23 protein-coding genes and 1 tRNA gene are annotated in these 26,812 nt (G+C 36.3%); 9 read left to right on the top strand and 15 right to left on the bottom strand.

What is annotated here, in order from left to right; genetic code table 11:
- Positions 1 to 724: 724 nt before the first annotated feature.
- The 6 genes from FJR06_RS22710 to FJR06_RS22685 form a co-directional block, all read right to left on the bottom strand.
- Positions 725 to 1,861 carry a citrate synthase gene (locus FJR06_RS22710; protein ID WP_015080284.1) on the bottom strand — a complete coding sequence of 379 codons (1,137 nt, stop codon included), beginning with the start codon at positions 1,859 to 1,861 and terminating at the stop codon, positions 725 to 727.
- 87 nt (positions 1,862 to 1,948) lie between these two features.
- Positions 1,949 to 2,443 carry a phosphohistidine phosphatase SixA gene (sixA, locus tag FJR06_RS22705; protein ID WP_015080285.1) on the bottom strand — a complete coding sequence of 165 codons (495 nt, stop codon included), beginning with the start codon at positions 2,441 to 2,443 and terminating at the stop codon, positions 1,949 to 1,951.
- 190 nt (positions 2,444 to 2,633) lie between these two features.
- Positions 2,634 to 3,863: a hypothetical protein gene (locus FJR06_RS22700; protein ID WP_015080286.1), complete on the bottom strand. Its 1,230-nt coding sequence runs from the start codon at positions 3,861 to 3,863 to the stop codon at positions 2,634 to 2,636.
- Complete coding sequence (locus FJR06_RS22695) at positions 3,860 to 4,270, bottom strand: RusA family crossover junction endodeoxyribonuclease (protein ID WP_015080287.1); 411 nt, start codon at positions 4,268 to 4,270, stop codon at positions 3,860 to 3,862. The genes FJR06_RS22700 and FJR06_RS22695 overlap by 4 nt, the downstream gene beginning before the upstream one ends.
- Positions 4,271 to 4,451: 181 nt before the next feature.
- The gene (locus FJR06_RS22690) at positions 4,452 to 5,741 is read right to left on the bottom strand and encodes a bifunctional oligoribonuclease/PAP phosphatase NrnA (protein ID WP_168632119.1); all 1,290 of its coding nucleotides are present in this window, start codon (positions 5,739 to 5,741) and stop codon (positions 4,452 to 4,454) included.
- Between the two features lie 653 nt (positions 5,742 to 6,394).
- Complete coding sequence (locus FJR06_RS22685) at positions 6,395 to 6,892, bottom strand: HNH endonuclease (protein ID WP_168632120.1); 498 nt, start codon at positions 6,890 to 6,892, stop codon at positions 6,395 to 6,397.
- 379 nt (positions 6,893 to 7,271) lie between these two features.
- Here FJR06_RS22685 and alr point away from each other — a divergent pair, with 379 nt between their 5' ends.
- The 7 genes from alr (at position 7,272) to FJR06_RS22650 (ending at position 16,393) form a co-directional block, all read left to right on the top strand.
- A complete protein-coding gene (gene alr / locus FJR06_RS22680) occupies positions 7,272 to 8,459 on the top strand; it encodes an alanine racemase (protein WP_015080290.1) in 1,188 nt (395 codons plus the stop codon).
- An 84-nt stretch (positions 8,460 to 8,543) separates the two neighbouring features.
- Positions 8,544 to 8,625 (top strand) — tRNA-Leu (locus FJR06_RS22675).
- A 181-nt stretch (positions 8,626 to 8,806) separates the two neighbouring features.
- The gene (locus FJR06_RS22670; RefSeq protein WP_015080291.1) at positions 8,807 to 9,307 is read left to right on the top strand and encodes a chemotaxis protein CheW; all 501 of its coding nucleotides are present in this window, start codon (positions 8,807 to 8,809) and stop codon (positions 9,305 to 9,307) included.
- A gap of 60 nt (positions 9,308 to 9,367) precedes the next feature.
- The gene (locus tag FJR06_RS22665; protein WP_168652318.1) at positions 9,368 to 11,992 is read left to right on the top strand and encodes a methyl-accepting chemotaxis protein; all 2,625 of its coding nucleotides are present in this window, start codon (positions 9,368 to 9,370) and stop codon (positions 11,990 to 11,992) included.
- 50 nt (positions 11,993 to 12,042) lie between these two features.
- A complete protein-coding gene (locus FJR06_RS22660) occupies positions 12,043 to 14,952 on the top strand; it encodes a response regulator (protein WP_015080293.1) in 2,910 nt (969 codons plus the stop codon).
- A gap of 69 nt (positions 14,953 to 15,021) precedes the next feature.
- Positions 15,022 to 15,489 carry an NUDIX hydrolase gene (locus tag FJR06_RS22655; RefSeq protein WP_174782899.1) on the top strand — a complete coding sequence of 156 codons (468 nt, stop codon included), beginning with the start codon at positions 15,022 to 15,024 and terminating at the stop codon, positions 15,487 to 15,489.
- 94 nt (positions 15,490 to 15,583) lie between these two features.
- A complete protein-coding gene (locus FJR06_RS22650; protein ID WP_168652317.1) occupies positions 15,584 to 16,393 on the top strand; it encodes an alpha/beta fold hydrolase in 810 nt (269 codons plus the stop codon).
- Between the two features lie 94 nt (positions 16,394 to 16,487).
- Here FJR06_RS22650 and phnE read toward each other — a convergent pair whose 3' ends face one another.
- From phnE to FJR06_RS22630, 4 genes are all read right to left on the bottom strand, one after another.
- Entirely contained in the window at positions 16,488 to 17,282 is a 795-nt protein-coding gene (gene phnE, locus FJR06_RS22645; protein WP_015080296.1) for a phosphonate ABC transporter, permease protein PhnE, read from the bottom strand.
- Positions 17,283 to 17,315: 33 nt separating this feature from the next.
- Positions 17,316 to 18,092 (bottom strand): phosphonate ABC transporter ATP-binding protein, encoded by a 777-nt coding sequence (locus tag FJR06_RS22640; protein ID WP_015080297.1) that lies wholly within the window; start codon positions 18,090 to 18,092, stop codon positions 17,316 to 17,318.
- A 98-nt stretch (positions 18,093 to 18,190) separates the two neighbouring features.
- Complete coding sequence (locus tag FJR06_RS22635; protein ID WP_168652316.1) at positions 18,191 to 19,162, bottom strand: phosphate/phosphite/phosphonate ABC transporter substrate-binding protein; 972 nt, start codon at positions 19,160 to 19,162, stop codon at positions 18,191 to 18,193.
- A gap of 606 nt (positions 19,163 to 19,768) precedes the next feature.
- On the bottom strand, positions 19,769 to 20,266 hold the full coding sequence (locus tag FJR06_RS22630; RefSeq protein ID WP_015080299.1) for a pentapeptide repeat-containing protein: 498 nt from the start codon (positions 20,264 to 20,266) through the stop codon (positions 19,769 to 19,771).
- A 148-nt stretch (positions 20,267 to 20,414) separates the two neighbouring features.
- Here FJR06_RS22630 and gcvT point away from each other — a divergent pair, with 148 nt between their 5' ends.
- Both gcvT and gcvH read left to right on the top strand, forming a co-directional pair.
- Positions 20,415 to 21,599 (top strand): glycine cleavage system aminomethyltransferase GcvT, encoded by a 1,185-nt coding sequence (gene gcvT, locus FJR06_RS22625; RefSeq protein WP_168652315.1) that lies wholly within the window; start codon positions 20,415 to 20,417, stop codon positions 21,597 to 21,599.
- Positions 21,600 to 21,675: 76 nt separating this feature from the next.
- The gene (gene gcvH, locus FJR06_RS22620) at positions 21,676 to 22,065 is read left to right on the top strand and encodes a glycine cleavage system protein GcvH (RefSeq protein WP_015080301.1); all 390 of its coding nucleotides are present in this window, start codon (positions 21,676 to 21,678) and stop codon (positions 22,063 to 22,065) included.
- Positions 22,066 to 22,243: 178 nt separating this feature from the next.
- Here the strand turns inward: gcvH and FJR06_RS22615 are convergent, their stop codons facing one another.
- The 5 genes from FJR06_RS22615 to FJR06_RS22595 all read right to left on the bottom strand — a co-directional run bounded on the left by FJR06_RS22615 (position 22,244) and on the right by FJR06_RS22595 (position 26,676).
- Positions 22,244 to 23,065, bottom strand: coding sequence for a class I SAM-dependent methyltransferase (locus FJR06_RS22615; protein ID WP_168652314.1), 822 nt, complete (start codon positions 23,063 to 23,065; stop codon positions 22,244 to 22,246).
- An 83-nt stretch (positions 23,066 to 23,148) separates the two neighbouring features.
- On the bottom strand, positions 23,149 to 24,582 hold the full coding sequence (locus FJR06_RS22610; RefSeq protein ID WP_015080303.1) for a restriction endonuclease PLD domain-containing protein: 1,434 nt from the start codon (positions 24,580 to 24,582) through the stop codon (positions 23,149 to 23,151).
- A 195-nt stretch (positions 24,583 to 24,777) separates the two neighbouring features.
- On the bottom strand, positions 24,778 to 25,110 hold the full coding sequence (locus FJR06_RS22605) for an XRE family transcriptional regulator (RefSeq protein ID WP_015080304.1): 333 nt from the start codon (positions 25,108 to 25,110) through the stop codon (positions 24,778 to 24,780).
- On the bottom strand, positions 25,107 to 25,466 hold the full coding sequence (locus FJR06_RS22600) for a type II toxin-antitoxin system RelE/ParE family toxin (RefSeq protein ID WP_015080305.1): 360 nt from the start codon (positions 25,464 to 25,466) through the stop codon (positions 25,107 to 25,109). The genes FJR06_RS22605 and FJR06_RS22600 overlap by 4 nt, the downstream gene beginning before the upstream one ends.
- Positions 25,467 to 25,524: 58 nt before the next feature.
- Positions 25,525 to 26,676, bottom strand: coding sequence for a beta-ketoacyl-ACP synthase (locus tag FJR06_RS22595; RefSeq protein ID WP_168652313.1), 1,152 nt, complete (start codon positions 26,674 to 26,676; stop codon positions 25,525 to 25,527).
- Between the last annotated feature and the right edge of the window lie 136 nt (positions 26,677 to 26,812).

Here is a 26,812-nt window from a genome sequence, read left to right as displayed (position 1 = left end):
AAAATTGAAACCAGATTTTTGATTGGAACCTGGAAACCAACTCCCATTTCTGGGGTAATGTTAGCTAGATGCCTCCGGCACGCTGGCGCGAACGACCTGTTATAAGAGCTTGCTTGAGCTTGCAACACTGTTCCAGTGACCTTAGAACTGTTTAATCACAAGCGACAGAGCAGGGAACTAGCTTCGCATTCCGGGGTGTCATGACTCAAATAACGGCTACCCTTCGACTACGCTCAGGGTGGTCTGGTCAGCACGGCTTGCTTGATTACTCTTGCAAGCCCAGTCCCTTTAGGGCTGGGTTACTGACCTTTTGTCTTCAGCTTTAGTAATAATCTCTGCTGAGATGATGACCGATTGAAGTTCAATACATTTGCCAATTCATGAGTCTAGTATATCCTTGGATGGTTTTCACCATGAGACTCCACAAGACAACTTCTACTTATGGTTGGGATTGGGAATTGATGATTGGTGGGTGAGGAAATGGGCAAAAGTTTCCCCATTAAGTCGTTAAACAAGACAAATTAGCCGCTTCCGAGTTGGTAACGGTTGTCTATGGTCTACAAATTGTCTGATTTTCCCACACTGGCTGCTGCTGTCAAGTTGCCAATTTTAGCGGGTTTTGATTTTGGACGACAAGCCTCAATGGTAGATAGGACAGTTATCAATCTGCCCATTAGAGGACTTGAATTAAACATCCAAAATCTAGAGTTAATTTATTTGTTAGTTAACGTTGGTCAATGGGAGTGTAGGCGATTTCGTGACGACCGTTGTAAATTTGGGTAGGACGGAAAATCCGGTTTTCTACCAGTTGTTCTTTCCAGTGTGCTAACCAACCTGCTACACGAGCGATCGCAAATACTGGTGTAAACAAGTCTGTAGGAATTCCCATTTTCCTATACACTAAACCGGAATAAAAGTCAACATTAGGATAAATCCCTCTGTCACCCAGTTTTTCCGAAACTACCCGTTCCATTTCCACGGCAATTTCATAGTATTCATCATAGCCAAACTTCTCAAACAACTGCTCTGCCAAGCCTTGTAAGATTGTAGCCCGGGGGTCTTTGACTTTGTAAACTCGATGTCCAAAACCCATAATTTTAGCTTTGCGTTGCAGAAGATTATCCACATAAGGGACAACATTTTCTACAGAACCGATTTCTTCTAACATCTGAATTACTTCTTCATTCGCTCCACCATGCAATGGTCCACCTAAAGTACCTACGGCACTGGCAACTACTGCATAAGGATCAGTTAAGGTTGAAGCTGTTACCCTAGCACTAAAGGTAGAAGCATTCATTGTATGCTCAACATGAAGAATTAAGCAGATATCAAAGATTTTAGCGGCTAAAGGATCAGGCTCTTTCTCGTTGAGCATATACAGGAAGTTAGCCGCATAGCCTAAATCATCTCTGGGCTTAACTGGATCATTACCTTCCCGCATTAACTGGAACGCTGCTACCATCGTGGGAATAGTCGCTATTAAACGGACAGCGGCGGTACGAATGTAGACCGGATTATGTAAGTCCCTAAGAGAATAAAATAAACCTAAAGCAGCAGCAGAAGCTTGAAGAGCATCCATCGGATGACCACTTTCAGGAAAGCATTTCATCATATCCCGAATGCGGTATTTGATGCGTCTGTGGAAGAGAACTTCATGCTCAAATGCTTTTAGTTCTTCCTGATTTGGTAACTCACCCCAAATTAACAGATATGCAGTTTCTAGGAATGTACTTTTTTCGGCTAATTCCTCAATCCTGATACCACGATATTCTAGAATTCCTTTCTGCCCGTCTACATAACTAATACTCGACTGGGCTGCGGGAATACCTTCTAAACCAGGCTTGTATTCGCATACCGTCATGGCAACACCATTTACTTTGTAAAATATCTGCTCACGCTAACTCACCAGAGACTATTTTCACCACAAAAGTTGCAGATGTAACAACTATTACAGCAGGTACTTGGGTGGTGTCAACCAAAACATTTGACTACGACCCCAAGCTGAACCATCATCTGGTAGTTTTATTCCCATCATACCTGCTTTTTTGAGGATGAGGCTCTCTTTTGCTTCTCCCCACAGGAGAATTTCTGCCCAATGGCTTAAATTAGGCTCATGGCCTACTAATCCTAGTCGGGTTTTTTGGGGATAATTTCTAGGTTGAAGCCATTCTTGTAGCCAATTTTGAATATTACCATCAAAGCTAAGATGATCTGATGCTTCTAACTGGGAACTCAGTCCAGCAGCAATGAGTATTTCTGCTGTTTGGTAAGCACGGACTAGGGGACTGGTGAGAATTAGATCAAAGTGTAATTCTAGCTTTAGTAATTTTTGAGCTATTTTCTCGGTTTTTTGTCTTCCTTCTGGGGTGAGTTGTCGTTCTTCATCTTTTAGTGTAGGTTGATGTTCTTCGGCGATACCATGACGGATTAAGTATAGTTCCATGTTTTTAGTTGGGCGTTTTTATATTATTTTTGTTTCGCGCAAAGACGCAAAGAAGCAAAGGCGCAAAGAAGAATGCAGGAATCAGTAGTTTATACTCAACACGGCTTAATTATTTGATTGTGTGGGTAAGGGTTTAGCAGTTCTAAACCCCTACAAATATAGGTTTTTCGTGATAAAGAATCTAGATTTTTCATACTTTAGCCTTTTCTAATAATCCATATAACATTTGAATCCGTTTGTAATTAACTATATCAATAATAGTTACTTTTTTAGGTTGAACTTCAAAAATGATTCGATATATGCCTACCTTGGCAATAAAATCATTATCTGAGCTTGAATTCAGTTGAGAAACTTCAATTTCTGAACAATCAGGAAAGTTTTCTAGACAACTAATAGCATAACTAATCTTTTCTTTCTCTTGAGTTGGTAAAGCATCAAGTGCTATTTGTGCGTTATCATCTAAAATTATTTCATTTTTGTTTACCTGTTGATTTTTAGATTCAGTAGAAGTATCGTAATACTCATCAGATAAGTGTTGAAGTTCATTGAAAAAATTATTTCCTCCTTCTTCTTTTTCCACTGCGTGCTTAATCTTTGCCAATATTTCTTTTTCTCTTGGGTGATTATGTAACTCAGAAACTGCTATTTCTTGAATTTCTTGATTCGTTTGTGCTGTGTTTTCCTGATTATTTTTTGTCATACTGTCCATAATTTGCCTGGAAACCTGTAGAACTGCTATTTTCTCAGATATATTAGAAGTCCATTCTATCAATAAGTTAACAACCAACATTATAAACGTAGGTAAAACCTCCGAATCTAGCTTTTGAATATATCCATGAGCTAGACGATTGCGCTTTTCAAAATAAGCTTGAATAATATCAAATTCAGAAATTGATAACTCTCCCAAAGAGTACATTGTTTTTAGCAATCTTATGACTGGTAAACGTTCAACAGGAATTGATACATCAACTGCTCTTTTTCTTAATGCTCCCTCAAAAACACTCCAGAGAAAAAGAAAAGCAGGTTCAATATTATTATTTTCAATAAGCTTGCTAACTTGACTAAAATAGTTGATTAGTTCTTCCCAGGAAGGTAGTTCTTCCGATGTTCCAGGTAATGATTCGGCTTCTATATCTTCAAGTGTTACCAATAAAAAACGCCAGCCCGGATGTCTACTAATTTCTTCCGCTACAGATTGTAAACGCTCAACTGAAACTGGACTAATGCTGGTTTTTACTTCAATTATTAAACCAGATTCATTTTGATTCTTAGTAGCAAGAATATCGGGTTGATAGTTATCCAAATCAAAGGGTAATTGATCCGCCTTCGGGTTTTGTATAACTGTAAATCCTTCATCACGATACTTTTTGATCAAAGATTCAACTTTATCATCACGTAAACTTTTAGTATTGTCTATCATAAGTATTGTTCCAATGGTTGAGATTCACTTACTTTGACATAAACACACTCTTCGCCAATGATGGCACCTTCCCGCAATAATAAAGGTAAATTTGTTATATCAATCGGATCTGACATAAACCGACGATGACTATCTACATCTAATACTAAATTATCATCTTCATAAACTAAGCCTATAAGTGCATCCTGTATTGGTTTGATAATGTTATCAGTATCAGGTGGAGAATCATCACTACAAATGTAAACTAGCGTAAGCTGTAGATAAGATACTTTAATTGGACTGTCACCTTTCCAAAACTTTTCGGCTTCAGAACGAACAAAATTTTTCCATTCATTCAGTCCTTTTGGTTTTGCTTGTAATGAAACAGGCCGTCTGGAAATGAGAAATTCAAAAGGTATTATTGGCATTCCCAGTGCATCTCTTGATTATAACTTAACAAACTTATAAGCACCTTCAACAAATCTTGGATATATTTCTAAATTGTACCAAATTTATACCTGCTTCTTTGACAGCAAAAGCTAAATTCATTTGCATGGGTTCAGCACTGCTAAACCCTAAATCAATCAAGTCTTTAAATCCGGTTTAAGACTAAATTGGATTATCTCTAGGATTCACCAATCTCAATAATTTTTGTTTGATTTGTGCGTCGAAAACTTCCCATTTGATTTTGGCATAAGCCGAATTTTCATTACCACCAGATAAGAAACCCATGGGAATTTCAAAGCCTCCCGCACCCGTTCTTCCACCACCAAAAAATCGCCCAGTGCTATCCTGTCCAAAGGCTTCTTTAATAAATTCATCAGGATCTAAAGTAAGTTTTGTGGTTCTCAGAGATCCTATCACCACTTCTAGTTCGTCATCTTCATCATGAACGATTCCATAAACTACTGCGGTATGCACATTTTCTTCCGTCACCAGAAAATCAGCCGCTTGGGGAATTGCATCCCGGTCATCATAGCGCAAGTAACCAACACCAGCTATGGAAAAGTTATTTTGAACGATGCGGTTTTTAAGCGATCGCTCGATCACATCCATCACCCGCTTAGAACGATTTGCTTGCAAAATAGCATTTAGTAACTGAGCATCATAAAACCTACTCAAATACCCAGCAGCCATAAAATCTTCTTCTTGGGCTTGCATCAACCGATTTGTATCTGAGCGCAAACCGTGCATTAAAGCTGTAGCACATTTAACGTGCTGGCTAATGCTGTTATCTAAAGTTAATAATCCTGCTTGTAAGTATTGAGTAAAAATTGTGGCTGTAGCTCGTACATAAGGACGAACATCAACAAATTCTGACTTGAGTTCCCCTTGTAAACTATGATGATCCACCAGCACTATCAGGGGAATTCCCGCTTGTTGGATTGCTGGTAATAATTGAGACGTAGTTCCCTGGTTGTCAATTAACACAAACCCTTGATAAGACGACAAATCTTTATTTTTTAAAGTTTGCATCGTCCAGCGTTGAGCAGGTAAATTAGTTAGCTTAACTAAAGCAATATTTTCCTGATGGCTTAAAGTTCCCGCGTAAACAATATCACACTTAATATCATACTGTTGGGCAATGAGTTGGTAAGACCAAGCACAAGAAAGAGCATCAGGATCGGGAAAATCCTGTAAAATCACTAATTGACGTTCATGGCGATGTGCAAGCAGCGTTTTCTGTAACTCTTCTGATTTTTGAGATGCTAGAGAATTGCCACGCTGAACTAAATAGATACCTCCATCACCATTAGAGGATGATAAGGAAGTCCGGGTTAAAGGTGGAAGCTCAATTAGCTCTTTCTCCTTCTCTTTCTCTTTCTCTATTTCCTCTGGATGCGGATCTGTGGTCAATGATAAACTCTCAAATTGAGAAGCCGGATAATTCACGTACATAAGTAACTGTATTTTTAAGCGGGGAAAGGGGGGTGTCCATTCAGGCATAATCCAAGCAATAATGCGCTTGTAAAGCTACAGGAGACTTGGCAACAATCTAAAATTAATTGTCTTGGCACTTTGTCGGGCGGTTTATTTTTGTCAATAGCATGAGTCAAGGATCTACTACATCTACCTCAAGTGCTACAGAGATGCTGAAAATCAGGTACGCTTTACCTCTTGGGTTATATAAAACCTCATAATTTGTGGCTTTGTCTAAACAAATATGCAGATTTTTATGAAAAAAATTTGATAATTATCTTGAATATTTATTTGACTTGTGTTATCTTGGACATTCCGTGTGCAAATTGACATCTCAATTTCTAGCTGGCAAGTCATCCACTTATAATTGTAACAAATTATCAGTTAAGAACAAAATCTATCTATATATCGTTTTTTAAAGGACAAAACGCCAATTCTGGAAATTAAGGTTGTTTGATGCTGCGGACATGAAAATATCAGCTTAGTGGAAACTTGCCATAAGCTGTATTCAATACTCATCAAAAGCAAGTGAAACCCCTACTTGTAGTCACTATCGTTGACTTTATTTAGTCAAACGGATATATCTACAGGTAAATTTTGACCTGAACTTTTGTAGTTAATTTTGGGTAATGTCAAAGACCTATGACATACTTTTGCCACTCCTGGTGAAGTCCACTTTTCAGATGCTTCGTTACCTCAAAGTAGAGGCTACTGTAAGGTTGACGGGGTAAATGACGCAAAGGCATTCGGGCTTCTTGAGGTGTACGACAGCCTTTTTTGATATTGCAGCGTACACAAGCAGTAGTAATATTCTCCCAGGTATCTCCACCTCCTCGTGATCTCGGTATCACATGATCTAGAGTTAACCCGTCCCCTGTGTGACCACAGTATTGACAGGTATGGCTATCACGATGCAGGATATTTCGCCGAGTGAGAGGAATTTCCATATAAGGAACGCGGACATAATGGCGCAACCGGATCACGGTCGGCATGGGAAAATCCGAGTAAAGGAATTTACCGTTGTATTCTAAGCGTTCAGCTTTGCCTTTAATCAACAACACGGTGGCACGTCGCCAACTGGTGATGTTGAGCGGTTCGTAAGAGGCGTTCAGGACTAAAACCTTCCTCATGAATCTGCGCTCAAGGTATTAGTTTTACACATATTAACACAAATATACTCCGCTGGGGATATGAGAATAATTTATACTTTTGTCCTTGACTCAGATCCCGGACTTCTTAAAGAAGTCCGGGATCTTATTTACCTAAAATCGCCATAAAAGAGGATTTAGGGGTTGACATTTGATTTTAAATTTGTTATGATGAAACTGATAAGGAAGAACTATCTTCCAATAATTTTTGGAATTATTGAGTATTCAGACACACTAATAATATTGCTCGTGCTACTATCTTGTGTAAATTACCGGATCAAAGTTAAACTTCCTGATTAAAGTGATATAGCTTCTAGGGGATGTGAGAAGCTTTTCGGTGGTGTGATAGGAGTGAAGTGCAATGTTAAGTCGCAAGCAAACCCCGATTTTTGCTGACAATCAGGAATGTGATACTTACGCTTGGTTTTCTCAGCGGGCTTGGGTAGAAATTGATTTAGGGGCGTTGTCTGATAATGTCAAGCAGTTGGTCAAGTTTTTATCACCACGCACCCAATTAATGGCAGTTGTTAAAGCGGATGCCTATGGACATGGGGCGGTAGCAGTTGCTAAAACTGCCTTAGAAGCGGGTGCTGGTTGGTTAGGTGTGGCGACTGTTCCTGAAGGTATTCAATTGCGGGAAGATGGCATTAAAGCCCCGATTTTAATTTTAGGGGCAACCAACACGCCAGAGCAAATTCAGGCGATCGCTCATTGGCAACTTCAGCCCACACTGTGTAGTCCTAAGCAAGCTTTAGAGTTTTCCAACACATTAGAAACTATTAACTATAATTCTTCTTTATCTGTACATATCAAATTAGATACGGGAATGTCTAGATTAGGCACTAATTGGCAACAGGCGGCGGAGTTTGTGCAGTTGGTACAAGGATTACCCCATTTAGATATTGCCAGTATTTATTCTCACTTAGCAACAGCAGATAGTCCCGACGCTACGGTGATGATGGAACAGCATAGCAGATTTGAAGAGGCGATCGCCCACATCAAAGCTAAAGGGATCACAATTCCCTGTTTACATTTAGCCAACTCAGCCGCTACCCTGGCAGATTCAAGATTACACTATGACATGGTGCGGGTAGGTTTAGCCATTTATGGGCTTTATCCTGCTAATCACTTACAAAATCACATCAAACTGCAACCCGTTTTACAACTCAAAGCTAGAGTTACCCAAGTTAAAACCATAGCCGCAGGAACTGGAGTTAGTTATGGTCATCATTTTATTGCTCCTCAAGAAATGCGTCTGGCTGTAGTTGGCATTGGTTATGCCGATGGAGTTCCTCGTCATCTTTCTAACCAAATGCAGGTGTTAATCCGTGGACAGCGTGTGCCACAAATTGGCGCAATTACCATGGATCAAATTATGTTAGATGTGAGTTCCATCCCCGATTTGCAAGAAGGGGAAATCGTCACTTTGCTAGGAGAACAGGGAAAAGAACAAATATCCGCTGATGATTGGGCAAATTGCCTCAATACCATTTCTTGGGAAATTCTTTGCGGCTTCAAGCACCGTCTACCTCGTGTAGCTGTGATGTAGAGCAATACCCCATACCCTGATTTTAAATTTTGTATTTTTACCTATTGCCATAAATATTTTATTGTGCTAAGGTAAGGTATTGATGCGGATATGGCGAAATTGGCAGACGCGCTAGATTTAGGTTCTAGTTCCGAAAGGAGTGAAGGTTCAAGTCCTTTTATCCGCACTTTTAAATAAATAGCCAAATTAAAAGCACTCAGGAAAATTAAATCCTGATAGTGCTTTTTTCTGTATATTATACTCATTGATCAAAACATAGCAGAGTGATTTTAGACATATATTTTACAAAAAAAACAGCAAAGGTATTGCTATATAACCCCATAAATTAATGTTCATAATACTCGCCCATGAAAAAATTACACATTGACTTTAATCATCAAGCAGCCGTATACAACAGCCGAGAAAATGGCTATCTTAAATTTCAACTTAATCAACAAACTGGTGCTGTTTTATCCATTGCTCATACTCAAGAAGCAGTTGTTGTGCCTGTGACATCGGTTACAGCTATTCCGAATATGCCCGCTTGTATATTAGGATTGATGAATTGGCGCAGTCATATAATTTGGGTAGTTGATTTACCTAAGATGTTTAATTTAGAATGTCTTGATCATCGGTTGCGTCAGTATAATATCATTGTTATTCAAATAGAATCAATGATCTTGGGTTTAGTTGTTCAAGAGATTAAAGGCACAACTAAATTTATTGCTGATGATATTCGTTCTCCCGTAGGACAAGTAGCATCTAGTTTAGTACCTTACTTGTGTGGTTGTGTGGTGCAACAGGAAGAAATTTTATTGGTATTAGATGCAGTGCATATTTTACGTTCAGATATTCTTGGTATTAACTAATAATTAATACTCGGAAAAAGGGGTAGTTTTTTTATTTTATAGATGTGGTATGAGGAATATATGTTGAATAAAACTGATATCAAACAAAGTGGCAATTCTCAAAATAACCCATCTTTAATTTCTTCAGCAAAAGTTGTTGATGTTAGAGGAGAAAATTCTAGTTATAATAGGGTGTGGCATCAGGGAATAGGATATTTACGACAATTTAAATTGAGTACAAAAGCTATAATTTTATCCATAGCTATTGGTACTTTACCAGTTTTGGGAATTGGGGCGATCGCTTATCTTTTTGGGAGCAAATTAATTACAAAGCAAATTATTACATCCCAAGAAACTAAAGCAATTAACTTGAGTGATAAAGTTAATAATTTTATTGGACAACGTTATGGAGATATTCAAGTATTATCTGGTATATCTTTTTTAAGTCCTCCTAATTCCGGAAACAAGGCCGGATCAGAAAAATCTAGCAAAACAAGTAAAGTTGATGTCAGCATCATTAATATAGAAACACAAGCATCCTGGGATCGCTTGATGAAAACTGTTAAGGTTTATGATAGTGTCGCTGTATTTGATCTTAATGGAAAAGTGATTATTCAATCAGCCGGAGAATCTTTAATTTCCGAAAAACAACGGATCTATTTTCAAGAAGTAATCAAACAAAATACTCCTATTATTAGTCAAGCAGAAATAGTTAAAAATATAGGCGCAGTAATTTATATAGCTGCACCAATTAAAGATCCAGTGCGGGGTAATACTATTGGTATAGTCAGAACCCGTATGCCTGTAAAGGCTTTAGAAACAGTAATAAAAGGTTATATAGATGAGACTAATCAATATTATTTTTTAGATGGAACAGGAAGAATTTTAATTAGTTCCGATCAAAATTTATTTGGTGAGAAGTTGATAGGTATATATCCTAGTTTAACTAATGTTTTGAATGCGAAAAATATTGATACATTTACAGCCAAGTCCAAAAATAATCAAAAGCAGCAACTAATTAGTTATGTACCATTGCCAATATTATCAGGTTTACCGGATATGAATTGGCAGTTACTTGTGGCGAAAGATGCAGCAATTGCCTTTAAGCCGCAGAGGGAATTTTTGATATTAATTGCTAGTACAACACCATTAATTGCATTATTGATGACGTTGTTTATAGCTTGGTTAAGTCAGTGGATTAATTCTAAAATTTCTAGTACATCTATAACATCCTCTAAGGAAATTCAAGAGCAAATACATTTAGATGTATTTAATAAAGAAGAGGAACAAGAAAAAGAAATTGAATGGCTAAAATTACTCCTAGAAATTACTAGAAAAATTCGTCTAAATCTTCAGTCTGAGGTTATTTATCAAACTGCCATTTCCGAAGTTAGTCAAGTTCTAAAAACAGACAGAGTCATCGTTTATAAACTGCATCGAAAAACCCAAGCTGTTAAGGTAATTGCTGAATCAGTAATTGATGATTACCAAAAAATGCTCGGTGTATATAATAATGATTCCCACTGGCGAGAACTTGGTAAAAATAGTCAATTTGAGGCAATATCAAATATTGAACAAGAGTCAAGTTTAACGAGTAGTTATATCGAGTGGTTAAAGAAATTTTCTGTGCAAAGCAGTTTAACAGCACCAATTTTAAGTCATGGAGAAATTCAAGGATTTTTGATTGCTCATCATTGCCATAATTCTCATATTTGGCAATCTGAAGAAATTAATTTTTTGACCCAAATTGCTACACAAATTGGCTATGCTTTAGAACAATCCCATTTACTAGTAGAGATAAAAAGATTAAAAGCACATAGTCAGACAAACACTAATCAAGACAATTCAGAACTCCAGAATTTTCAGAATAGTATTCAGCAAATTGTCAATCAAATTCAACAAGCTATTGGTGAAGTAAATGTTTATTTGGAAAAATTCACAACAGAAGCAATTATCGAACCTGAAAAAATACACCTAAGCTTAGAAACCATTGACAATATGACTATTGCTATTCAATCTATAGCTGATATAGCACAACAAGCTGTTACCATTGTTAATGATGTTAACCATAGGGCTACTAAAACTGAAGCAGCGATAGATTTAACATTGCAAAATATTTTCTCTGTCCAAGAAACAGTTGATGAAATAGCTAAAAAAGTCAGACGGTTAGGAGAATCTTCCCAACAAATTTCCCGTGTAGTTTCTGTAATTAATCAAATTGCTATGCAAACTAATCTATTAGCAATTAATGCCGGAATTGAAGCTGCAAGAGCCGGGGAAGAGGGTCAAGGGTTTGCGGTAGTAGCTGAAGAAGTAGGAGAATTAGCCGCCAGAAGTGTAGCCGCAACTCAAGAAATTGAGGAAATAATTGAGAAAATTCAACGAGAAACTGGTGAAGTATTAAAAACGATGATCATGGGAACTAATCAAGTTACCCAAAGTAGCCATATTATCGAAGATGCCAAACATAGTTTACAACAAATTGTTGATGGATCACAGCAAATAAATACCTTAGTTCAGTCAATTTTGATTTCTACTACATCTCAAGTCCAAACATCACAAATTGTTAGTCAAACTATTAAGGACATTACTATTATATCAGCCCGTAATAGTGATAATTCTCTTGAGGTTTCCCAATCTTTACAAAAAGTAGTAGATATTTCTCAGGAGTTAAAAGATACTATTGAGACTTTTCCACCTAATTAATATTCTCATTTGTTCTGAATTAATAACTAATGACTAAGGACTAATGACTAATGACGAAAGATAAAGAATTAGAAATCCAGATCCAATTTCTGGAAGAAGCAACTGATTATCTCAATACTTTAGAAGGAATATTACTGGAAATTGACACCAGTAAACGCATCGAACTAGAACATATTAATGCTGCTATGCGAGCCGCCCATTCTATTAAAGGTGGAGCAGCTATGATGGGATTTCGGGTATTAAGTGATTTAGCTCATAAATTGGAAGATGCTTTTAAAGTTTTAAAGACTCAGAAAGATTCCTTGGAACTTGATACTCATTTACAAAGTTTATTACTATCTAGTGTTGATTGGCTGCGACAGATTGTGGAATTACTGGCCAAGGGTAATGATTTAGATGATAGTTGGTTAGGAAAATTTTGTTACCCAATTTTTGACGAACTTTATGAGCGTTTAGGTGAACCTACCCCAGAAGATATCACAACTTTACTATCATCAGAAGATGATCCAGAAATTATTTCTTTATTATTTGAAACTGAAGTTGAAGAGTATTTACAACACCTAGAAGCTAGATTAAAAAATAGTAACAAATCGGGATTAAGAGCAGAGTTAGTAATGATGGCAACTGAGTTAGGTGGGTTAGGAGAAATGCTGCAATTAACGGCATTTACCCAACTATGTCAATCAGTTAGTCATTACTTAGAAACTGATCCTGATAGTGCTGTGGAAATTGCTGATTTAGCATTAAAAGCATGGCGACAATCTCAAACTTTAGTATTAAGCAATCTTCGAGGTAATTTACCAACAAAAATTGATTTTGGTGAAGTTATTAATCATAATCTTTCTGAGCCATTAAATAAACAGGATTATTTATTAAATAAATCAGCTATTTCTGATTTTCAATTATTAGAAAATGTCGAATTATCTCCAGAAAGTGCTGATTTTGTTAGTGCTGATAGCGGATTGGCTTCAGAGAATCTGCCAATAGATTACAAATATACCGAACGCAAAACTGATATTCATTTATTTCCCAAAGAAAGAGAAAATCAGGAAAATACAGTTAGAGTTCCTAGTAAACATTTAGAGAAAATTAATGATTTGTTTGGAGAAGTAATTATTCAACGTAATGGGTTAAATGTGCAAATGGAAAGATTACGTAAATTGGTGCGTAATCTTAGTCAAAGAGTCCAAATTCTTGATCAAGAAAATCAAGAACTGCGAACAGCTTATGCAAAAATGATAACCCATAATCATCTGGTAGAAGAATCAACTAATCATGGTAATCAAGGAACAGAAAACAATTTTATAGAACAAGATAGCTATCAAAAATTGAATCTTTTATCTCAAAATGTCATGGAAACTATTGTTCAAGTTGCAGAAGTTACCAGTGATATCCAATTAAGTGTGGATGATACAGACCAAATAGCGCGAAAACTGAATAAAACTTCTAAACAATTGCAAAGACAATTAACTCAGGTGAGAATGCGTCCTTTTTCTGATTTAGTGGAACGTTTTCCTAGAGCTATTAGAGATTTAAATGTTGAATATGGAAAAAATGTGCAGTTGAAAATTGAAGGTGGAAATACTTTAATTGAAAGAGGTATTTTAGAGGCTTTAAATGAGCCTTTAATGCACCTGTTACGCAATGCTTTTGATCATGGAATTGAAGATCCTACTACTCGTAGAACTCAAGGAAAACCCGAACAAGGGTTAATTGAAATGAAGGCAGTTTATCATAGTAATCGCACAATTATTACTATTCGTGATGATGGTCAAGGTATTTCTTTAGAAAAAATTCGTCACCGCGCTTTAAAAATGGGTTTGGATGATTCTTTATTGGCGAGCGCTAGTGATGAAGAACTACTATCATTGATTTTTGAACCAGGATTTAGCACCTCGGAACAGGTAACAGCTTTATCTGGTCGGGGAGTAGGCATGGATGTAGTCCGTAATAACCTGAAATTAGCGCGAGGAGATGTGAATGTTGACACCCAAGCCGGAGTGGGGACGAAATTTACTTTATCAGTCCCATTTACCTTGTCAGTCGCGCGGGTTTTATTGGTTGAGAGCGATCGCTTAGTGTTAGCATTTTTTACAGACGTAATCGAGGAAATTTTCCTCCTAGAACAGGAGCAAATCTTCTTCCTAGACGGCAAAGAATTTATTAACTGGCAAAACCATCAATTACCATTGCTGCGTCTAAATAGTTACTTTGAGTTTAACTGCTCCCGCTACAATAACCTGGAATTAGAAACTTTGCCGATCATTAATGCTATAAGTGTATTGATAGTCAAACATGATCATCAACAGGTCGCAGTTCAAGTAGAACGCTGCTGGGGTGAGCAAGAGGTAGCTATTCGTCAAGTAGAAGGTAATATTCCCCTTCCCAGTGGGTTTAATAACTGTACAATTCTTGGTGATGGTCGAGTAGTTCCCCTGATTAATACTAATGATTTAGTCTTATGGATTACAACAGGTGAACGTCCCCATATCAGTAATAAATTACCAACAACAAGATTACAAACTGCATTCCTCAAACCGCCAAAAGTAGCAACTGTCAAACAACCTAGTCGCCAAAAAGGGGTAATTTTAATTGTTGATGATTCGATTAATGTCCGCCGTTACCTCGCCCTAACTCTTGAAAAAGGTGGGTATCAAGTAGAACAAGCTAAAGATGGTCAAGAAGCTTTAGAAAAGCTGGAAAGTGGTTTACAAGTGCAAGCGGTAATTTGTGATATTGAAATGCCCCGTATTGATGGTTATAGCTTTTTAGAGCGGATTAATAACAATACAGAGTTAAGAAATATTCCTGTAGCCATGTTAACTTCCCGTAGTAGTAGTAAACATCGTCAGTTAGCTATGCAATTAGGGGCAAAAGCCTATTTTTCCAAACCATATAATGAGCAAGAATTATTAAGGACATTAGAAGAAATAATTTTCCAGATTGCAGAAACAACATGATTGAATTAAAAATATATAAAATACAATAAAGCAATTTTAAATTTGAAAATTTTGGCTGTTTTTAAACCAATGATTCAGTCCACACGGGGTTTATGGCACTTTGGACAAACGGTACTGGGTATTATATTCCGCCACCCCATTACTGGTACAAGTATTATCCCCATTTTACCTGATGGTCAGATTGTTCTCATTAGAAGAAAGGATGATGGTCGTTGGTCATTGCCTGGTGGTATGGTGGATTGGGGAGAAGATGTTCCTCATGCAGTCCGTCGGGAATTGATGGAGGAAACAGGGCTAGAAGTGGTCACAATTCGCCGTTTAGTGGGAGTTTACTCTTCACCAAATCGTGATCCTCGGATACATTCTATCTGTATTACTGTTGAAGTCGAAGTTCAGGGAAAAATGGCAATAACAGATTCCTTAGAAGTCATGGAAATTCAAGCTTTTCCTCCTAGTTCTTTACCAAAACCAGATATGTCTCATGATCATTTTCGTCAGTTGCAAGACTATTTAAATGGCTTAACAACACTTGCATAAAATATCAAAGATGAAAGATTTTGGGTTTGAAAATTAAATCCAAAGTCTATAATTAAAAATTGCCCAACTTAGACAACTAAATTAGTAAATTAAAATGAATCTTTTATTTCGTAACTCCCGAATCAAACTTAGTCAAGGGGTACTGTTTTGGCGTGAAGTTGGTACAGGAATACCCATGATTTTTCTACATGGTGCATGGAATGATGGCAGCGAATGGGTATCGACAATGGAACTATTGGCTAAAAATATCCATTGCTTCTCACCAGATTTGCTAGGTTTTGGTGAATCAGCAAATCATAATATTCACCATTCTATAGATTTGCAAGTCGAGTGTTTAGCTGATTTTTTAGAAGCTTTGAAATTAGAAAAAGTCTATTTAGTTGGTAATTCTCTTGGTGGTTGGATTGCGGCTAGTTATGCTTTAAAATATCCAGAGCAAATATCTGGTTTAATATTGTTAGCACCGGAGGGTGTCGCAGCAAAAGGACAAAAAAAGGAATGGCAAAAAAGACGGCGGTTATTTAACTGTTCACCATTGATAATTAAATTTTTACGCTTCATTCTGCCGCTGATGAGATTGATTGGTTGGGAAGAAAGAATTGTTAAAGATTTAGAATTAAGAAGAGAATTATTACAATCCTCTACGGCTTGTCAATTACTTTTTAACCGCAAGAAACCAGAAATAGAAGCAGAATTATTAGAAAACCACTTACCAGAAATTAAAGTTCCCTGTTTGATTTTACAAGGTAGTCAAGATACAAAAACTGCTATATCAAAAAGTAATACTTATGCTCGATTAATTCCTCAAGTTCAGTTACATAATATTCCTCATGGGGAAAGTAATTTACCAGAAACTTGTGCTGGGGTTGTTGCTGAAGCTATTTGGGATTTTATTAATAAGTAGTCAGGAGTCACCGAGTCACCGAGTCAGGAGGAAGAAGAAGAAAGAAGAAGAAAGAATAGTCTTAAATCTAGGAAAGTGATCATTGAGATTAAGACTAGATTGACTCTAAATATCGGCGTAACTTACTACTAAACCAGTCAATAACTGTGACTACTACTAATAGCACTAACATCATGGTTGTGGCTTTGGTATATTCAAAACCATCTATATAGCTTTTTAATTGAAACCCTATTCCCCCAGCACCAACTACTCCTAAAACCGAAGCAGCACGAATATTATATTCAAACATCCACAGGGTGTAACCTAATCCTAAAGGTAATATTTGGGGTAATATCCCATACTGGACAATTTGTATTTTCGATGCCCCAATTACCTGTAAAGATTCTAAGGAACGATGATCTACAGATTCTATTGCTTGTTGATAAAATTTAGCAAGATAACCAATAGTATATATTGACAATGCCAATGTTCCAGCAGGTGCGCCTAAGCCTGTAGCAGCAACAAAGATTAAACCTAAGATCATTGAAGGTACGGAACGAACAGCATTTTGCAGTAGGTTTGCTATCCATCTTAGCCATAAAGGGGCGATATTATTAGAACTGGCTATGGCAATTGGTAATGATAAAACTGCACCTAGGGATGTTCCCCAGACAGACATTTGCACGGTTTCAATTAATCCTTTAATAGCAATATCTAAAACTTGTAAGTTGGGAGGAAATAATCGTGAAATAAAATCTGTAATAAAAGGCCAACTATCTCTTAATAATTTAAGATCAACTTGTAATCCTTGTAATGCCCAAATGTAAACTCCTATCATCAATAGAAATACAAGTGAGGGAATAAGCCAAGGATAACGATGAAAAATTTGTGAATTAGAAATTTTTTTCATTGTTTTTAATAACTAAATATAAATTCAACTTTCTTAAATGATATGTGATGAAAATTGCGCTTGTAAATTTTCACATTTACCATCATAAACTACTTTTCCACTATCTAGAATTATCGCCCTTTGAGCGTATTCTGTAGCTAGTGCTAAATCATGTAAAACGGTAATAATAGTTAATCCTTGTTGATGCAATTCTGATAAAGTTGTCATGACTTGTTGTGAGGCTACCACATCTAAACCTGTGGTGGGTTCATCGGCTAAAAGTATTTGTGGAGATTGCATTAATGCTCTAGCAATTGCTACTTTTTGTTGTTGTCCACCACTCAATTGACTAGTTTTTTGATATATTTGTTCTCTTAAACCTAATTGTATTAATAATTCTAAGGCTAATGTGCGATCGCATTGCGGAAATCCCCATAAAGTTTGTCTCGTCTTTCTCACTCCCAATTTTCCAGATAAAACATTATCAATTGCTGATAATTGACGAATTAATCCCCCTCCTTGAAATAACATTCCCACATCTCGACGAATTTGCGGTAAGTTTTGATCACCCACAGAAACACCATTAATTGTAATTTCTCCCTTAACTAAGGGAACTAAACCCACAAGTGATTTCAATAATGTTGATTTACCTGCCCCATTCAATCCTAACAATACGACAAATTCACCTTGATTAATTTGGCAATTGATATTATTTAAAATGGGCCGGTGTAGAGATGCAATATAATCTGTTTCTAAATGACAACATTCAATAAAATTCACGTTACTTTTAGATAAATGATAATTTGTAATTACTTCAGAGAAAGGAGTCATGGTTAGTTTTGTGAAAATTTCATCAGAAAATGATAATTTTGTCAGAATTAAGAATTTTATTCCCAATATTCCTAATTCTGAATGCTGACCTTTAAAGATTATTCCATCCCCGCATTTTTCAGGGCTTCCCGCACTGGTTGAAGATGACGATTATGATCAACTCTTACCAATTCTGTGGAATTATATAAACTGCTTAGTAATTGATTGTTTTCGGATTTGTTTAACTTTAATAAAGCATTAATTAGCTTTTCTCTAATGATAACTGGGACATCATCATCAATCGCAATCCCATGAGCCGGAACACCAGAAATTTTATGTAATATCCTGACTTTATCTCTATTCTCAGCCGCCAAATAGGGAGGGAAAAGAGCATATTCTGAGACTACCGCTACATCTGCTTGACCTCTAACTACAGCATCTAAGGCTTTACTATAATTTCCACCATAACTAACTTTACCAAAGAAGCTATCCAAGCGATCGCGGTTAGGGACAAAACCCTGTTTAACTAACTCACTTACGGGAAAAATAAACCCAGAACCAGATGTTGGAGAAGTAAAAGCAATAGTTTTTCCTCTGAGTTGTTCTAAAGTTGCTTTCGGAGAATTTTTACTTTTTAATTGGCTATTATTGGGAACAACAAAAATAGAATTATAAGTATACCTACCAGAGTAATTTTTGCGAACTTCAGCCAAATATAACCGAGAATTTGCTAATTGTTCAGCCTTTAAAGCCGGACGGCTACTTAAAAACGCTACATCAGCCCGATTTGCTCTTAAAGCTTCTACTGCGGCTGTCTCATCACCTACTTGCGCTTTAACAGGTATCCCTAACTCCTGAGATAAAAAAGCAGCCACATTATTAGCTTTATTTTGCAAGTCTGTGGAATCAGCACGACTAGGAAAAACTATAGTTAAAGGGCTCATCTTCTGAGCAACTAAGCGTGGTGCTGGTTGATTTTTCAAGGGGTTAGCTATGGCTATTTGCATAGAACCCAAACCACTCAAAGCCATTCCCGTCAAAGCTAACAGCCCTCCACTAATCCCCCAAAATCCCTTTTTATTTATTGTCATTTTTTTAACTCCAATTAGAATATTTTTGCGAATTAGTTGCAATTATTGCCATAAAAAACCTTAGCCTTTTTAACAATAAAAGTCAATAAACAAAAAAAAGAATTATTCATAACAGTGTTAAAAATCTTTTTATCGGATTTTTATACCAATTCTATTAAAAATGCACTGAATATTAATACCTTCGCCATTGTTCGTAGGTTGGGTTAAGCGACAGCGCAACCCAACGCATTTTTTGGTTTTAAGTAGGTTAGCATTGAAAATCGTCGTTATGGCACTAGGCAAGAGGCAATACTTCGACTTCGCTCAGTAACCAACTTCGACTTCGCTCAGTAACCAGAGGCAAGAGGCAAGAGTGAAGAGGGTTTGGGCGATTTTACTTTTCGTTACATATTACTCTTCGAGAAGCCGCTCCGCGTCTACGGTTTTTTTCCGTTCACTTACACAGATTGGTTTTATTCTGTTCACCTACTTAGTGCCTGAAGTTGGGTTTGGTCTTTGTTCAACCCAACCTACGAATCAAGGCTTTTTCAAACCTTTAACCTTTAAAGCTCTTACCTTTGCGCCTTTGCGCCTTTGCGTGAGACTAAAATTCATAACCCTGGGGTTTTACTTACATCCTAAAGATGCACGAGTATCTACACCTGTTTTAGAATTTACACCACTGGCATTAATACAGATTTTTTTTATCTGTATCATATCTAGAATTGCATTGGTAAAATCAGCACCAGTAACATCAACCTGATCAAAAGTGGAACGCAACATCATGGCTTCTGTAAAAACTGCATCACTTAAATCAGAATTTTTGAATCTTGATAAATAAGCAATACCTTGACTAAAATCTACACCGTGAAAATTCACAGTATCCAGTAAAGTACCGTTAAATACAGCACCACGTAAATCAGCATTGTTAAAATTAGTATTCTCTAATTTCACACTTGTAAACTCAATCCCAATTAAACTTTGTCCAGAAAAGTCCTTCCCCCCGACTCCCTTGTTAGTAAGAGAATTAGTTACACTCGAAGAGCTTGCAGCTTGCGCTGATAAGGGAAACACAAACAACACTAAGGCTAAAATCAGACTAGCTAATATTGAGCGATACTTCATAATCTTTGCTTAATAAATCTCAACAATTCCACTATTAATCATTAAACCGCAGGAAGGATGCAGAAGTAATTCTCTGCTAAATTACCAGCAATCCCGTAGGATAGATAAATGTTGAGGTGCTATCCCAAGTAAATATAAATAACCACCTGTGGCTAATCAAGAAAATACTCCCCTGTCGGCAGTCGCTCATGGAGGAAACCCTCAAGACCGCGCTGCCTCCCAATCTCTGACGCGAACCCCTTTATATCAAATGGGTGTAGAACTCAAAGCCAGATTCACCAGCTTTGGGGGCTGGGAAATGCCCATACAATACAGCGGTATCACCCAAGAACACCACGCTGTCAGAAATACTGCGGGAATGTTCGATATTTCTCACATGGGCAAATTTACCCTCCAAGGTAAAAACCTGATTTCCCAACTTGAGTATTTAGTTCCTTCCGATTTAAGTCGTTTACAGCCTGGACAAGCGCAATATACCGTCTTACTTAACCCCCAGGGCGGAATCATTGACGACATCATTATTTATTACCAGGATACAGACAGTGCTGGTAAGCAAAATTTAGTCATCATTGTTAACGCCTCAACTACCGACAAAGACAAACAATGGCTATTGGCACATCTTGATCTTGATGTAGTTAAATTTCAAGACCTGTCACAGGATAAAATCTTAATTGCTGTTCAAGGCCCAACAGCTACTCATTCGCTGCAATCCTTAATTTCAGCAGACTTATCACCTATTAAGGCTTTTGGGCATTTAGAAACAACCATTTTTGGAAAACACGCATTCCTCGCCCGGACAGGGTACACTGGCGAAGATGGTTTTGAGGTGATGGTAGATTCATCAGTGGGTATAGATTTGTGGCAGAGTTTATATGATCTTGGTGTTGTGCCTTGCGGACTTGGTTGTAGAGATACATTGCGTTTAGAAGCGGCAATGGCACTTTATGGGCAAGATATTGATGATACCACCACACCGCTAGAAGCTGGTTTGGGTTGGTTAGTACATTTAGATACTAAAGGTGATTTCATTGGTCGGGAAGTTTTAATACAGCAGAAAGCCCAAGGAATGTCCCGTAAACTCATAGGTTTGCAAACACAAGGACGAAATATTGCCCGCCACGGCTACCCTGTATTATCATCAGATCAGGTCGTAGGAGAAGTAACAAGTGGTACTCTCTCACCTACGCTTGGTTATCCCATAGCCTTAGCTTATGTTCCCACCCAGTTAGCAACCCTCAAGCAGCAGCTAGATGTGGAAATTCGCGGCAAGGCTTATCCTGCGGTAGTTGTAAAACGCCCATTTTATCGCTCAAAGAATCGTGTTCCTAACTGATAATCTTTGCGGTTTTTGAGGAATAATGTTGTTTAGGTTACTGTTGTAACACTATTTTTTTAACAGAGAACGTGATATGTCTTTTGAATATCCCCAAGATTTGCGATACTTAGATTCCCATGAATATTTTCGTCTAGATGGCGACATTGCTACTATCGGTATTTCCGAATTTGCTGTTGATCAATTAGGTGATATTGTTTTTTTGGAACTGCCAGAAATTAATGATGTTATCACTCTAAATGACCAATTTGGTACAATTGAATCAGTAAAAGCCGTAGAACACCTGAATTCACCAATCAGCGGTACTGTCATAGAACGGAATCAAGCTGTAATTGACTCTCCTGAAGATATAGCAGAAGATCCCTATGGAGAAGGTTGGTTAATTAAAGTGCGTATTAATGATGCTGCTGAAATAGAAGACGCTATGACAGCAGATAAATATCGCGCTTTGGTAGAAGGTGAGTAAATAATTTAACATTCATATTACTCAAAATGTAGAGATGTTTCCCAGTAACCTCTCTACATATAGCAGGAGTCAGAATTCACTTGATAGCGCAGTGTGGTGGTAGCCATTTTTTGGTTTAGATTTTGGATTGTGAATTCTGGCAATTGCATTTAAATTTAGGTTTTTAGCTACAGTCTGCTTAGGCTTTTTTCGCAACTTGAAAAGCTGAGATATAGGTAATTTGGATATTTCCTCCATAATGATCTTCGATCTTTTTTCGTAATGCTGTAAATAAACAAGTTCTGGTTTCTATATCTAGTTTTAGGTATGGTGTATAGGTGCTTAAAAGCAGTAAAAAGTCATCCATATAATAATTAACTCTACAGACAACTTGTTCGGAAACTAAATTTTTAAATTTACCTGAATCAATGGCTTTTTGTCCTAAAGCTTGCACTATCTCTTTTTGAGTTTCTATATCTTCATATCTGTCTAAAAGTGGAGCATACTTTTGATAAATTTCCCGAAAATTTTGATATATTTCATATTCTGGTTGCGGTGTCATATTCCACAGCAAAATTAAATTACCATGATTCCGTAAAGCTTGAGAAATTTTGCTATTACCAAATTCAGGATTAATCCAATGGTAAGAAGTTGCTGCTAAAACAGCATCAAATTTTCCGGTTTCTAGTTCCCATTCTTCAAAGGTTGTTTGCTGAATTTCTACCTGTGGATAGATTACACAATTTTGTTTTGCTAAATTACAAGCTGCTAAACTTGGTTCTAAACAAATCATAGAAAAACCTAATTGAGCAAATGCTAAAGTTGCATTTCCCGGTCCACAACCTAATTCTAGAATATTGGCTTTGGTGGAAAGTTGAGCTACTTCTACAGCACCATTAATAATTTCTTGGGGATATCGAGGTCTGAATTTATTATAAGCTTCTGCAACATGAGAATACCAGTTTTTTCTAGTTTCTAAATCTTGAGAATATAAGTTTTTTAGTAGTTCCAGTTCTTTCATAAGTTATTCTTTAAGAAGATTTGCTATTTCATCTGCTGTGGAAGTAACTTCAATCATTATAATAATATTATTTTGACCGTGTATCAGTTTTTTTTCGTAGCTTTTTCTCTATCTTTCTTAGCTTTATTTTTTTTATCAAGTTCTTCTTGAATTTTAATAAATCTATCTGTATCGAGCCAATTTAAAAAAATAAGATTTTGGCATTTTATTGATAAATATAAGCAATAATTTAATATATTTGTATTAATATCAAGGTTATACTTATTAAATATTTCAAGAACTTGATCCCCTGGCTTTTCATCATTAATATTTTTAATATCTTCCTTTATTGCATCTATTTTTTTATCTACTTTATCACTATTAATACTTTTTACACAATTATATTTTAAATTTTCAAAGAATGTGTTTATCTCATCTTGATTAGCAAAATCAAAAGAAATGTTGAAGGTTTCATATCTTAATAATAGCTTTTCTAGACAAGACTCAGAAACAAAATATTCCATTTTATCTTTTAAAATTTTTTCAGTTTCTTGAGTTAAAATATTTATAATATTATTATGATTTTTTTCTTCTAAGGAAGTAATATTCTGATGATCAACCCAACGGTCATCCATTAATAACTCTCTCCACTCTTCCACCATATCTTCCTTGGATTTTGTAAAACAACTTTTAAGATCAGAAGATATGCTATTTTGACATTCTTTGATTTTTTGCTTTTCCTTGGGAATTTCATCTAAATATCCTAGTATTTTTTTAGGAATCCAATGACCAAATTTTGTTCTAATACTGTATTTTCCCCAGTCGATATTATAAGTGTTATTATATTTTATAAAAATTGTCTCTATATCTTCGTTAATGCCTTGAAAATAATTTTTACTAGCTCCATTTCCTTCTAAAAAGCCTTTTTGCTTATACTTATCAGTTCTGGATTCTTCCTTTCCTTTTTTATTGAAGTTATATGTATGCTGTAGTACAGCATTAATAGTTATATCATTTGTTTCAACAAAACACCCCAATTGAATTAGAGCATATTTGAAATAGTAATCATCATCAGCTACAAATGTATTTATTTCTGAAACATCCATAAAGTCGTTTTCTAAGATTTTTAAATCATTACAAAAGTTTTCTATATCACTTTCATCTTGAGTATTATATAATATTTCTATATTTCCGTTATTGTCAGTTAAGCCCCTTCCTGTTAAATTAGCTGATCCTACAACCAAACTTCCTTTTTTAGAAGTATCCGAAAATAAACAATATGCCTTTGCATGAAATAAGCTAGAAGAGTTATTAACTTTAAAAGATATCTCAATATTATTGGAATGCTTATTTTTAATCCAATCATTGATCTTGTCAAGTCCTATACATATAGCTTCTCCTCTATCTATATATATTGATATTTTATATAAGCTTATTTTTTTTTGTAATACTTGAATGATTGTATTGGTAGATTCTAAATTAAAATAACAGCTTACTAAAATCAAATGGTATTTTTCATCTATTACATTACCATGCAATAAAAAATCAACTAATAATTGTTGTTTGTCTTTTTGAAAAAAAAAAGTTGTGTGTGGAAATCATTGATACTCCTGGTAGTTTCACAGATTTAAATTTTTGAATAATTATTCGAGGTTTTACGAAAACAACAACTTCATTAATCTGTTGCTATCTTACGAAAATTCTTGTAGTAAATTCCTTAATCAAGAATTACCTTACTTATCAACATCCATTGCTAAAGCTTCAAAATTAGTAATTGTTACTTCCACATCAGGGAAAATTGCCGTTATTTTTAACTCTCCTCCCATAGCTTCAATAACTTGTCTTAGATGACTAACATACATATCAGTACGATTCTCTAATCTAGAAATAGCAGGTTGTTTAATTTGCAACTTTTCAGCTAATTGAGCTTGAGATATTTTTAAAGCTTGACGTAATTCAGCTAATGCCATTTCTTCTTTTAATGTAGCTGTTTGATTCGCTATTTTGGTTTTTCTTTCTGAGGAGAAATCTTTGGTAAGATTGCTAAACTTTTTATGTCCTGTCATATTAAACCCTCACGACTAATTTCTTCAAGATATTCATCATAAAGACTATCTGCTATAGGAATATATTTTTCATAAAATCGGTTATCTCCTGTTTTATCTCCACCAATCAGTAAAATTGCCACTCGTCGCGGATCAAAAGCATAAAATATTCTGATTGGTTTACCACCGCTTTGAATACGTAACTCTCTTAAGTGGGAATTTTTTGAACCTTTAACATCGGATGAATAAGGAAAGGGTAATTGAGTTCCTTTTTCTTCTAGTAGTTGAACAATGCTGACAATATCATCTTGTTGTTCCTCTCTAAGAGTTTGCCACCAATGTTCAAACTCATTAGTATATTCTATTTCCCAACTCACTTTCTATTATATTACGTTGATGTAATAAATTATAGCTCTAATTTATCAATTTTCACAACTAATAAAAATTTTTACTTGTTCCCAAAGCTATCACGGCATTTTGTCCCCCAAAGCCAAAGCTAAAACATAGCACTTGCTGAATTTTACTTTCTTGTGCTGATGTGATGAAATTTAAATTAAATTCTGGTTGCTGAAGTCCTACACAGGGAGGTAAAATTTGGTTTTGCAATGCCATGAGTGAAAATGCTACACCTAAAGCTCCAGATGCTCCTAATGTATGACCTGTGCTACCTTTTGTGGAACTAATCGCTAATTTTGGTGAAAACAAATGTTGAATAATTTTACTTTCAATGCGGTCATTTAACTGGGTAGCTGTACCATGAGCGTGAATGTAGTCTATGTCTGTGGGTGAAATGTGACTACGTTCTAAACATTGCTTAATTGCCATGATTGCACTTTTACCTGATGGTTCTGGTGAATTTCCATGATATGCGTCTGCTGTCAAGCCAAAACCTAATATTTCTCCATAAATCTTGGCTTGTCTTTGGGTGGCTAATTCCGCAGATTCGAGAATCAAAACAGCACCACCTTCACCTAGTACCAAGCCTTCTCGCTGCAAATCAAAGGGATAAGCTCCTGTTTTGGCTAAAGCCCCCATTTGCCTAAATCCGGCAATTGTCAGGGGGGTTATGGGTGCTTCTATTGCCCCTGTGATTACTCGTTGGTATTGCCCAGTTTTGATCAACATTGTAGCTTGAGCGATCGCCCAAATTCCCGTTGCACAAGCCGCCATTGGGGCTAAAACTGCTGCTGTTGCCCCAATTTGTCGCGCTACAGCGATCGCATTCATCTGAGGTAAAGTATTTAACCAATTATCTAAGTTTAATTCTGCCTCTTCCTGATACATCTGTCGCGCCATGATCTCCCAAGATGCTTGATAACTCCGACTAGAACCAATTACCACCGCGCAATCAGGTAAAGGCGTTATTAATTGAGCATCTTGTAAAGCTGAGTTAACAACTATTTCCGTGAGTGTATTTAATAAAGAGGGTTTTTCAGCAATTAATCCCAGAGGAATTATTCCCAATTCTGGAAATAGTTGATGTAATTTAATTCCCGTTTTTCCTAATAGTAAATCTCGCCAACTACCCTCCAAGCTTTTACCTAAAGCGGAAACTAAACCAATCCCAGTCACAACAACTCTAACCAATTTTAGATCTTATATAAAAATACATGAAGAAGGAGTCAGAAGTCAGAAGTCAAAAGTCAGAATACTTGTAAAATCACGAAACAACTTTAGGCTAGTACCGTAGGGCGGAAGTCAAAAGTCAAAAGTCAAAACTAAT

The sequence above is a fragment of the Dolichospermum sp. UHCC 0352 genome, from assembly GCF_009711925.1.
Classification (GTDB): Bacteria; Cyanobacteriota; Cyanobacteriia; order Cyanobacteriales; family Nostocaceae; genus Dolichospermum; species Dolichospermum lemmermannii.
This window is presented reverse-complemented; position numbering and strand designations above follow the sequence as displayed.